This window comes from Streptomyces sp. RP5T (genome assembly GCF_003933965.1).
In the GTDB taxonomy this organism is placed as follows: Bacteria; Actinomycetota; Actinomycetes; order Streptomycetales; family Streptomycetaceae; genus Streptomyces.
On the sequence record NZ_RSAJ01000314.1, the window covers coordinates 1 to 9,747 of the forward strand.

Consider the following 9,747-nt stretch of genomic DNA (forward strand, 5'->3'; position numbering starts at 1 on the left):
CCGTGTCCCAGTCGGTATCCGGATACAGGCCGGCCTCGACGTCCTTCATCGGGATGTGGACCGAGTCGTCGGGAGCGGTCGGCGAGGTGGCCGTAGGGGGGACAAGCGGGGCGGGGGTCCCCGTCGGGCCGGACGTCGGTACGCCGGAGGTGGTGTGGACGACGGGCTTCGGTCCGGCGAGGCCGTTGCCGGCGCCGGCCCCGAGAGGGGAATCCGGTCCCGGAAGGGGGTTGAACGCGGTGGGGTTGTTCTGACTGCCGAAGAACTTGCTGTTGAGGTTCTTGCCGATGTCGGCCACTTCGTTGCTGATGATGTTCTCGACCACGGCGCTGAGACCGCCGCCCGCCAGCGACATCGGACTGAACTTCCACTTGCCGTCGAACAGGCCGTTGACCAGGTACTCGGCCACGGCCTCGCTGGGACCTTCGCTGGTGAAGTGCCGGAAGACGTCGCCTCCGAAGTTTCCCCATTTGCTGTTGTTGAAGTTGTTGAACTGCTTCTTGTAGATCGTCCCGATGTTCTTGGCTATGACGGACGAGAACATCCCGGCGAGTGCGCCGACCGCGGCGGACTTGCCGATCGCCTTCCAGTCGATGCCGTCGGGGCGGCGCTTGCCGTCGTTGAGCGCCAGCATCGCGAGCCGCACCGCGAAGGTGGTGAGCGCCTCCTCCACCGCTTCGCTGAGCGAGGGCAGGAGATGTGTCTGGCGCAGCAGACGGTTGAGGGTGGTCAAGATCGCCACCGTGCTCCGGGCCTTCGCCGCAGCGGTGTCAGTGAAGGACAACCCGCCGGTGAAGAAGGACAGCGCGGCGATGATCGCCAGCTCCGAAAGAAGCAGCAAGGCCTCGGCGATGATCTCGAATTTCGCCTCCATGATGTTCCGGGACTGCTGCACTTGATTGCGCGACTTCTGGCGGAACTGATCGGAGAAATCGGACATCTGGTCCGAGCCGTTGAGTGTGGCGAGGGTGGACATCGCCTCCTTGAAGCGGTCGGCCACCTCAGGCGGCAAAGCACCGTCCACCTTGTTCAACAAGTCCGCGACGCGGTCACGGAGTTCCAGCACACGATCCCCGTGCTCCTCGAACGTCCCACTCCTTGTGAACGCCATGTCCGAGGAACCCTGCAAGGGCAGCTCGCCCAGCAGGACAAACAGAATCCAGCGTGCGGATTCGGGGAATTCGATGCTGTCAGGTATCAAGGTCAGCGCTTCCTGGATCCTTCGCCGATGTGATCCGTGCGCGCCTTCATCTCATCCATCGCGTCCATGGCATTGCCCGCGGTCCTCTTGCCTTCCTGGATCTCCAGGAAGCGGCCCTCGGTGATGCCGTCGAAGGCGTCGGCGATGGCGTAGTACGACCGGATCATGGCTTCGACGTCGCGTCGGTCCGGAGGGGCCGTCTCCTGGTAGAACTCGTCATCGATGCCGGCCCAGTTGGCCGTGCTCTGAAGGTCCGACTCGAAAGCGGCCGCGGCTGCCCGTATGCCCTTGCCGAGAGCACGCGCCTCCGTGATGAAGTTCCGGAGTACCCCCGGGTCCATCTCGAATGCGCTTCCGTATCCATAGCTCATCGGCCGCTACCTCTTCTCTCCGTCTTCGGTGATCTCGTCCCGCAGCCCGTCGCTCGCCCCGCGCCGTGTGGCCGCGCCCCGCTCCACGGTCTCGGTGAGCGGACCGAAGATCTGATCCCAGTCCACGCCCGATCCCTCGATGTGCGGCCTGGCACCCGCCCTCTCGGACAGGGGCTGGAACGTGTCCATGACGATCTGGGCCATCTCCGCCTGTGCCTGCCGAGCGGCCTCGATCACCGATGCCGACAGCTGGGCGGCGCCCATGGTGCGGTACTTGCCGTCCAGGAACTTGACCTCACTGAGATGGCCCTGCGCATTGACGGAGACCTCCACTCCACGGTCCCGGGAGCGCACCGTGACCGAGGCCGTGCGCAGCTGCTCCTTTGCCCGGGCCACGGCGTTCTGGGTCTCCTCCAGATGGGCCATGGCTTTGGCCAGCCTGTCCCTGATCGGTTCCTTCATTGCTCGCCTCCTACGAACTGGGCCTGTGCGCAGGCCCGTTCAACGTCCGATCACGGCCGGCGCGCCGCCCGCGTCGGTGCCCCAGACGTCGTCGTCCTCCTCGACCCACGAGGACCGTTCGCGATCGCTCGACTGGGTCTCCTGACCCTGTCCACCGGCGCCGCCCATCGGCGGCATGAAGGGCATACCGCTCGAAGCGGTGGCTCCGCTGCGGCTCGCGGCGGGGATCAGCTCCTCTTCCTGGTATCCGCCCCTGCCGGTCTGCGGTGAACTCCGTCGGGTGGTGATGGGCTGGCCGTCGTCCATCACGCCGCGGACGCGCTCACCTTCACTGGCTCCGCCGCCGCCCATTCCGCCCATGCGGCCTGGCATCATCGGCATGCCGCCCGCACCGTTGCCGGCGCCCATGCCGTACTCGGAAGGGTCAACGTGTTCGAGGGTGCCGTCGTACAGCTCCTCCTCGTAGTCCGAGGTGTCGTACGACGGTGAGTACACCGAGTCGCCCGAGCTGCCCAGTCCTGACGTACCGCCGCCCAGACCGGAGGACCCGCCGAGCTCGCTGGGAAGGGTCTCGCCCCGATCGATGGGGGTGGTGATCGTCGTGCCGTCGGGCTGGTGACTGGTGATCGTCCCCAGGTCCGGGTTCACCACGCTCGAACTGCCGTCGGGGAACGTGGTGGTGAGGGTGCCGTCCGGGTTCAGGGTGCTGGTACTGCCGTCGCTGTTGGCGATCGAGCCCCCGGGACCCAGGCTGTCGACGTCGGTCGAGCCGTCGGGGAACGTCGTGGTGACATCACCGCTGGGCGGATCGAGTGTTCGTGACGTCCCGTCGGGGAAGTCCATCGTGACCGAGCCGTCGGGGTTGAGTGTCGTGGTCGCGGAGTCCTGGCCGAGCAGATCCCCACCGCCCAGGCCGGCGCCGCCGAGCCCGAGGCCGCCGGCCTGCTGGTCGAATCGTTCCTGGGCCTCCTTCTCCTTCTGCTCCTGCTTGGCCTCCTGCTCGGCCTGCTTGGCCTCCTGCTCCTGCTGCAGTTGCTCCTGCTTGGCCTCCTGTTCCTTCTCCTTCTGCTCCTGCTTGGCCTCCTGCTCGGCCTGCTTGGCCTCCTGCTCCTGCTGCAGTTGCTCCTGCTTGGCCTCGAGCTCGGCCTCCGTCTTGTTCTGCTTCTGCTCCTGCTGGTCCTGCTTCTGCTCGGCCTCCTTCTCCTTCTGCTCCTGCTTCGCCTCCTGCTCGGCCTGCTTGGCCTCCTGCTCAGCCTCCTTCTCCGCCTGCTTCGCCTCCTGCTCGGACTCCTTGCGCTCCTGCTCCTTCTTCTGTTGTTCCCGATCCATGCGAGCCTGATTAGTGGCAATCAGCTGTTGTTGCTCGGCCTCCTTCTCCTTCTGCTCCTGCTTCGCCTCCTGTTCGGCCTGCTTGGCGTCCTGCTCCTGCTGCAGTTGCTCTTGCTTGGCCTCCTGCTCGGCCTCCTTCTGCTCCTGCTTGGCTTCCTGCTCGGCCTGCTTGGCCTCCTGCTCCTGCTGCAGCTGCTCCTGCTTGGCCTCCTGCTCGGCCTCCTTCTGCTCCTGCTTCGCCTCCTGTTCCTTCTCCTTTGCCTCCTGCTCCTGCTGCTGCTCCTCCTGCTTGGCCTCCTGCTCCTTCTCCTTCTCCTCCTGCTTCGCCTCCTGCTCGGCCTGCTTGGCGTCCTGCTCCTGCTGCAGCTGCTCCTGCTTGGCCTCCTGCTCGGCCTCCTTCTGCTCCTGCTTCGCCTCCTGTTCCTTCTCCTTTGCCTCCTGCTTGGCTTCCTGCTCGGCCTGCTTGGCCTCCTGCTCCTTCTCCTTCTCTTCCTGCTTCGCCTCCTGTTCCTTCTCCTTCTGCTCCTGCTTTTCCTGTGCCTCCTTTTCCTTTTTCTCCTGCTCAGCCTTCTCATCGGCTGCCTGGTCGGTTCCGAACTTCTCCGTCAGACTGACGGTCTCGGTATCGATCTTCTTAGGGAAATCGTGATCCATGAAAGTGTTCTCAAGATCCATGAGGGCCTGTTTCCCGGCCACCACGAGAACATCTTTAACCCGCTGCTGCCACCGGCTGATCGCCTCTTCGCCGATCTTCTTCCAGGTTTCCATTTCTTCCAGCGGCCCGTATTTCCGGTCGCCGCCGTAGAATCCGCCGAACTCGACTTTATGGTGCCCATTGGTGCTGAATCGCGAGTAGAGGCCGGGCTTGTACCGGACCTTGACAATGTTGTTGTACCAGACCTCCTTCGCCACTTCTTCAAGAATGTCGGTCAGCCAGATGAGCGGGTTCGCGCTGGAGACCGTCCACTTATTCCATTCGTTGTACAGAGACAGAGCGGCGTTATACACCCCCACGCGGTACGCCCGGAGATCATCGCCGAGCTTCGAGTTGGCCGTACCGGACACCGCGAACTGGTCGCTGTAGGACTTGTAGGTCCGCTTCAGCCCGTGGATCAAGTCGTAGAAGACGCCGGCCGCCTGCCCCTTCCACGCGGCCTCCTCGTCACCGAGGTCGAACTCCCAGTCCTGCAGATCGCTGTGGCGTTGATTGAAGAACTGAGCGACCCGGTCGAACGCTTTGGCGTTCTCGTCGAACGAATCCAGGTCGACCGCGTTCTCATTCGCGACCTTGATGCCGTTCCATGAGAAGTCGGTCGTCTTTCCGGAGTCCATCAGCTGATACAGGGCCATGCCGCCACCGAAGGCGTACTGCGTCAGCGGCGCGCTGTCCCATTCCGTGTCCGCGGCCTGGCCCTTGAAGTCCTTGCCGGTGCCGCTCTTGAACTTTCCGCCCAGGAATACGCCGGCGGTCGCCCCGCTGTCCTTGGTCGAGCCCTTGTGGCCCAGCATCGTGATCCGGGCCTTCTTCATGACCACTTTGGTGCCGACGCCGGCGTCTCCGACGGACCCGTGCTTGCCGGAGTAGAACGGGATCACGACGTCGGTGTTCTCGACGCGCCAGCCGGAACTCTTGTACAGCCAGTCGAGATCGTCCGAGGCCGAGACAATCGCGTTCGACGGCTCACCGTCGTAGTCGGAGATCTCCACCCTCATCAACGGGATGTCGTTGTTCCCCAGCAGGTTCCCGAAGAGCATCTCGCGCGTGGGTGGGACATACCCCGTCAGCACCTGGACCGCGCCATGCCAGTAGTCGTCCACTGAATCGGCTGGGTAAACCACTTTTTCGGCCATGACGGGAAACCTCCGATGGGCGGGTCAGCGAGGCGGTGAACAGAGGAAGGCGCAGAACTCAGTCTTTTTCCTCGTCTCCCGCACCACTGCCCTGTCCGGCACTCAGGTCGGAGGTCACGTCTTCGAAGATGTCGAGGAAATCCTGACCGTCGACCTTGATCAGGTTGTCGTTCTGTGCCGCGAGAAGCTTTTCGATCGTGGATTTGAGGTTGTCCGCGATGTCCGCGAAGAGCGCGGTCTGCTCCTCGTACACCGTCATCAGGTCTTCTGCGGTCCCGGCGATTGCGGTGTTGAGTTTTTCGCCCTTGCCGTTCAGGCGGTCCGCCTTGAGCATGATCCCGAGACGCAGCGGCTTGCTCAGCCCGTATGAATCGAACTGCTCAGGAGTCGTGTACTTGGTCTCCCCGAGCAGCGTGCCCACGGCCACGCCAACATCGGGATAATCCAGCGCTATCTTGCGCAGCTCGTCCTGGAACAGCGACACTCGGTGGTCCAGGAAGGCCTGGAGGCCGTCCTTGTTCATGGACAGCTTGCCGGTCTTCGTATTCGGGTCTTCCGCCATGACAGGTCTCTTTCAGGTGAAGAGGCAGGACACGGCGGCCGCCGACTCGCGGCCGCCCGAGCCGGAGGATCAGCGGCCGATCTTCACGGAATCCCACATCTGGGTCAGCGACTGCTCGCTGTACTGGTAGTTCTCGGAGACCGAGGTCAGCAGGGTGGAGTGCTTGGTCAGCAGTTCCTCCATCGCCTTGACAGCGTTGTCCCAGGCCTGCTGCTTCTGGGCGTAGACGTCCTTGTCGTCACCGATCCAGGTGTTCTTCAGCTCGTTGAGTTCCATCTCCAGATTGGAGAGCGTGGTCGCGATCGCCCTGGTCTGAGTGATCATGTCGTCTGCGGCGTTGCTCATCTGCGAGTAGTCGACGTAGATGTAGCCGTCGCTGAAGTCGCTCACGTGTCTGTCCTCAATCTCACGTCGGATGCGTAGGTGGTTCCGAGAGCGCTGGGAGTCAGCCGGCCAAGGCGTCGAAGACGGCGTCCGACTGGGAGTACGCCTGGTTGATGGCCTCGTTGGAGGACCCCTGCTGCCGGCCGTGCTCGGTGAGGGTCTGGTTGAGCGTGTCGATCATGTCCTGCACGTTGGTCAGGATGATGTCGGCCTTTTCCTCCCAGGCGGTGACCAGGTCCCGGAACGCCCCACCGTCGCTGCCCTTGTAGTGGGTCATGAGGTTGACCTTGGTGTTCTCGACGTCCTGGCGGCACCTCACGATGCCGCTGAACGCCATCTCCAGCGCCTGGACACCATTGCGTGTCGAGGATTCCTGGGACTGCTGCATTCCATTGACTGCCATCCGTGGTCCTCTCATCGTCCGCTTCTGGGACGGCGATGCTACGGACGGGAGTTTGTCTTCCCCGCAATCTGACTTGTCGTCAGATTGCTTTTCAGTTGTCTCGCTTGTTCTGCGAGCTGCAACGCGGTGCCGTCACCTGCGCGCGGCCCGTCTGGGCAGCCTGCGGGGACAGGTCGGGACCGGTGGGCAGCATCGCCAGCATCAGCAGGGGCACCTCGTTCGGTGTCGTCGTCTTGTAGCCCAGCGCGTCGACCGCTTCCTGCGTGGCCAGCCGGTACTTCACACCGGTCTCCGTGACGAGGTAGAGGGTGCTGCCGATCTTGCCGCCGCCCGCGCCCACGGCGCGGACCAGGGAGCCTCGGCTGGGCGGCATGGTGATGCGGTCCACCGGCAGACAGGCCGGCGCCGCCGCTCCGGAAGAGTGCTGGGCCACCGGGCCGAAGTCCGGGGCGGTCGCCAGCACGACGCCCACGCGGGTGCCCTTGCCCTGCGGCATGACCCGCGCGCACAGAGTCTGGTCCCGGGCGACCGTCACCGCCTTCGGCGGGTTCACCGGCGATGCACCTGGGCCGTCGGCCGTGCCGGCTCCGGGCGCCAGGTGGCTCTTGAGCACCTGCGAGGTCAGCGTGAGGATCTCCGGGGAGGCACCGCCGTAGGCGTTCTGGCGGGTCGCCGGATCGCCGAGCACCAGGGCCGTCTCGGTGGCGGTGATCGGTGTCAGTCCGTCCTTGCGCAGCAGGTAGTGGCGCTCACCGGAACCGGGTACGGCCAGCTTGAAGACCTGCCCGATCCTGGTCTCCTGGCCACCCAGTCGGGGCCCGGCGTCACCACGGCCGGGGTTGTCCGGCGGGGCGAGGTCGGGTCCTGCGGGCAGGGCGTTCAGGAACGCCGCCGAGACGGGCACGGGGTCGACCGAGGCGTAACCGAGCGCTTCCGGCGCGGTCGACGTGCGGTCCAGCCGCAGCCGACTGCCCTGCCACAGGAGGTAGCCGGTGCCGTCAGGTGCGGTCACCAGGATTCCCTGGTCCTCGCCGAGGGAGGTGCCGCCGATCTCGGTGCCCACCGCCAACGTGGTGAGGGAATCGACCTTGCCCGAGGCGTCCGCCTCCGATGTGGCGCACACCTGCCAGGGGTCACCGGACAGATCACCGGCCCCGGGTATCTCGTCCGGGGCTCCCTCGATGCCGATCGGAGTCCCGTGCGGGGTGCCCTTGAGGGAACCGGCGCCCACGACTGTGGTGGTCAGGCCTTCCCCGCCGAGGAGTCTGGCGGAGGCGAAGTTGCGCACCGGACGGAGCCGGCCGTCGAGGAAGAGGTAGCGAGCCCCTGTGCCCTTGTCGACGATCAGATCGCCCGAGGAGCGCCAGGAGTCCGTCGTGCCGGGGCTGACAAGGCCGATGACGAAAGCTCCGGCGGCCACCAGGATCGCGATGATGACCCCGATGGCCACACCCCGGTTGGTGCGGCCCTGAGGGCTTTCGGGTGCGTCCGGGTCGGAGCGCAGCATGCCGGAGGTGAGACGGCCCATGAGGAACATGTGGGCCTGGACCTGGTCGCGTTTGTTCTGCATGTGCTCATCGGTCCTTCGGGTTATCCGTTGAGGGCGCGCAGCATGCCGTAGACGCCGAGCACCCAGAGGGACAGGGGCAGCAGGCTGATGGCCATGGCGGAGTGCAGGATCTCGGCGGCGCGGCCCCAGTACGGAACCATGCGGCGGCCGGGCACGGTCCAGGAGGCGATGGCGAGAGCGGTCGCAACCGCCAGCAGCCCGGCCACCAGCAGCAACCGTCCACTCGCAGTGGCGGAGACGGCGGTGGCGTGGGCCAGCAGCCCCAGGCCCCACACGCCCGCGGCGACCAGTGACAAGCGCTGGAGCATGTTGCCCAGGCCGCGGCTGTGGAGCATCAACAGCAGCGACAGAGCCACGATCGTGAGGCTGGTGGGCAGGGTGGGGTGATGGGCCAGACCGTACAGGCATGCGGCGCAGATGGCGGCGGTGGCACCGTACAGGCCGGTCATCCAGCCGTCGGCGGCGACCGTGCGGGCGGCCACGGTGGACGGGGAGTGCGGCTCGATCCCCTCCTGGAGCTGCGCCGCGTTGGTCGGCAGGGGTGGCATGCGCAGTCCGGCGAGCCGGAAGGACATCGAGGGTACGAAGGCGCCGAGGACGACCGTGGCCAGCGCGAGGATCCCGGCCGTGTGGCCGAGGCCGAGGTCGGTGGTCATCATCAGCCCGCCGGCCAGGACCGCGGCCACGGCAACCGTGGTCACGGCCAGGAACAGCGGGGCGAACGCGACCACGGCGGCGACGGCCAGCATCGCGCCGCCCGCCGCGGCTGCTCCGGCGGCCAGGAGCCGGGAGCCCAGCGTCTCGATCTGATGCGGCCCGCTCAGCTCGCCGCCGGGTATCAGCCACCCGGCCAGAGCGAAGTACGGTACGGCGGCGAAGCCCAGCGCGGCACCGGCCTCCGCGTCGCCGACGGCACGGCTCGCCGAACCGGCGCCCGCCAGCAGCAGCATCGCGGTGACGGCCGCGGCCAGCGCGCGCAGCTCGCCGGAGGACCCCGGCAGGGTGAGAATCGCCAGTCCGGCCGCGAGGGTGAGCATCAGCATGCCCAGGAGCGTTCTGCGGCCGGCCTTCGGGCCCCAGCCGAACGGACGGTCCTCCATGGTCGTGACGATGCCGTCCACCAGGTCGTCGAGCACCACTTCGGGCAAGGAGTCGGTACGCGGCCGCAGGTAGAGCGTCTCGCCCTCGCGCAGCCCGATCGATTCCAGGCTGCGGTCCTCCTCCAGCGGCTGCTCGCCCAGTCGCTGGAGAATCCAGCCGTCGTGCTCCAGTCCCTCTTCGGCCAGATCGTCACCGGCGTAACTCACCAGGGTGGGCAGGAGATCCGCCACGGGTACGTCGGCGGGCACTGCGAGATCTATCGATTTGGCGGGCGCGTGCACCGTGACACGGCACAGACCTGCCGTTGCGCTTTCAGGCATGGGAAGACTCACGCTTCGTCGGGAGACCTGTGTCTCCGGGAGGGCTTGGCTGGACGTCAGCGCCGTTGCGCTGCACACTGCGTAGCTGTACCGCAAGCTCGTGTGCGTCCGTCTGAGTGAACCGTAGAGACGGATCGTAGACTCTTCCCGTCCGGTCGGGGTTCCTGCCCCCGGCCCGGCCCCGGTCGGGGTT

At 65.9% G+C, this 9,747-nt stretch carries 8 protein-coding genes and 1 pseudogene; all 9 read right to left on the reverse strand.

The features are described from left to right. A pseudogene (locus EHS43_RS27605) lies at nucleotides 1-1,201 on the reverse strand (sugar-binding protein); the annotation flags it as partial. Between the two features lie 2 nt (nucleotides 1,202-1,203). After that, complete coding sequence (locus EHS43_RS27610) at nucleotides 1,204-1,572, reverse strand: hypothetical protein (RefSeq protein WP_125193455.1); 369 nt, start codon at nucleotides 1,570-1,572, stop codon at nucleotides 1,204-1,206. A 6-nt stretch (nucleotides 1,573-1,578) separates the two neighbouring features. Beyond that, the gene (locus tag EHS43_RS27615) at nucleotides 1,579-2,034 is read right to left on the reverse strand and encodes a YbaB/EbfC family nucleoid-associated protein (RefSeq protein ID WP_125193456.1); all 456 of its coding nucleotides are present in this window, start codon (nucleotides 2,032-2,034) and stop codon (nucleotides 1,579-1,581) included. Nucleotides 2,035-2,073: 39 nt separating this feature from the next. Beyond that, nucleotides 2,074-5,214 carry an AAWKG family protein gene (locus EHS43_RS27620; protein WP_125193457.1) on the reverse strand — a complete coding sequence of 1,047 codons (3,141 nt, stop codon included), beginning with the start codon at nucleotides 5,212-5,214 and terminating at the stop codon, nucleotides 2,074-2,076. A gap of 58 nt (nucleotides 5,215-5,272) precedes the next feature. Continuing rightward, the gene (locus EHS43_RS27625; protein WP_125193458.1) at nucleotides 5,273-5,776 is read right to left on the reverse strand and encodes a type VII secretion system-associated protein; all 504 of its coding nucleotides are present in this window, start codon (nucleotides 5,774-5,776) and stop codon (nucleotides 5,273-5,275) included. Nucleotides 5,777-5,845: 69 nt separating this feature from the next. Next, complete coding sequence (locus EHS43_RS27630) at nucleotides 5,846-6,166, reverse strand: WXG100 family type VII secretion target (protein WP_125193459.1); 321 nt, start codon at nucleotides 6,164-6,166, stop codon at nucleotides 5,846-5,848. 55 nt (nucleotides 6,167-6,221) lie between these two features. Continuing rightward, nucleotides 6,222-6,563: a hypothetical protein gene (locus tag EHS43_RS27635; RefSeq protein ID WP_125193460.1), complete on the reverse strand. Its 342-nt coding sequence runs from the start codon at nucleotides 6,561-6,563 to the stop codon at nucleotides 6,222-6,224. Between the two features lie 91 nt (nucleotides 6,564-6,654). Next, a complete protein-coding gene (eccB, locus tag EHS43_RS27640) occupies nucleotides 6,655-8,133 on the reverse strand; it encodes a type VII secretion protein EccB (protein WP_125193461.1) in 1,479 nt (492 codons plus the stop codon). A gap of 20 nt (nucleotides 8,134-8,153) precedes the next feature. Beyond that, nucleotides 8,154-9,554, reverse strand: coding sequence for a type VII secretion integral membrane protein EccD (gene eccD / locus EHS43_RS27645; protein WP_125193462.1), 1,401 nt, complete (start codon nucleotides 9,552-9,554; stop codon nucleotides 8,154-8,156). Nucleotides 9,555-9,747: the final 193 nt, after the last annotated feature.

What these genes read in the sequence shown, in the direction of transcription:
- EHS43_RS27625 (WP_125193458.1), bottom strand. Translation starts at nt 5,776, where the DNA reads ATGGCGGAAGACCCGAATACGAAGACCGGCAAGCTGTCCATGAACAAG.
- eccB (WP_125193461.1), bottom strand. Translation starts at nt 8,133, where the DNA reads ATGCAGAACAAACGCGACCAGGTCCAGGCCCACATGTTCCTCATGGGC.
- EHS43_RS27620 (WP_125193457.1), bottom strand. Translation starts at nt 5,214, where the DNA reads ATGGCCGAAAAAGTGGTTTACCCAGCCGATTCAGTGGACGACTACTGG.
- EHS43_RS27610 (WP_125193455.1), bottom strand. Translation starts at nt 1,572, where the DNA reads ATGAGCTATGGATACGGAAGCGCATTCGAGATGGACCCGGGGGTACTC.
- EHS43_RS27615 (WP_125193456.1), bottom strand. Translation starts at nt 2,034, where the DNA reads ATGAAGGAACCGATCAGGGACAGGCTGGCCAAAGCCATGGCCCATCTG.
- eccD (WP_125193462.1), bottom strand. Translation starts at nt 9,554, where the DNA reads ATGCCTGAAAGCGCAACGGCAGGTCTGTGCCGTGTCACGGTGCACGCG.
- EHS43_RS27635 (WP_125193460.1), bottom strand. Translation starts at nt 6,563, where the DNA reads ATGGCAGTCAATGGAATGCAGCAGTCCCAGGAATCCTCGACACGCAAT.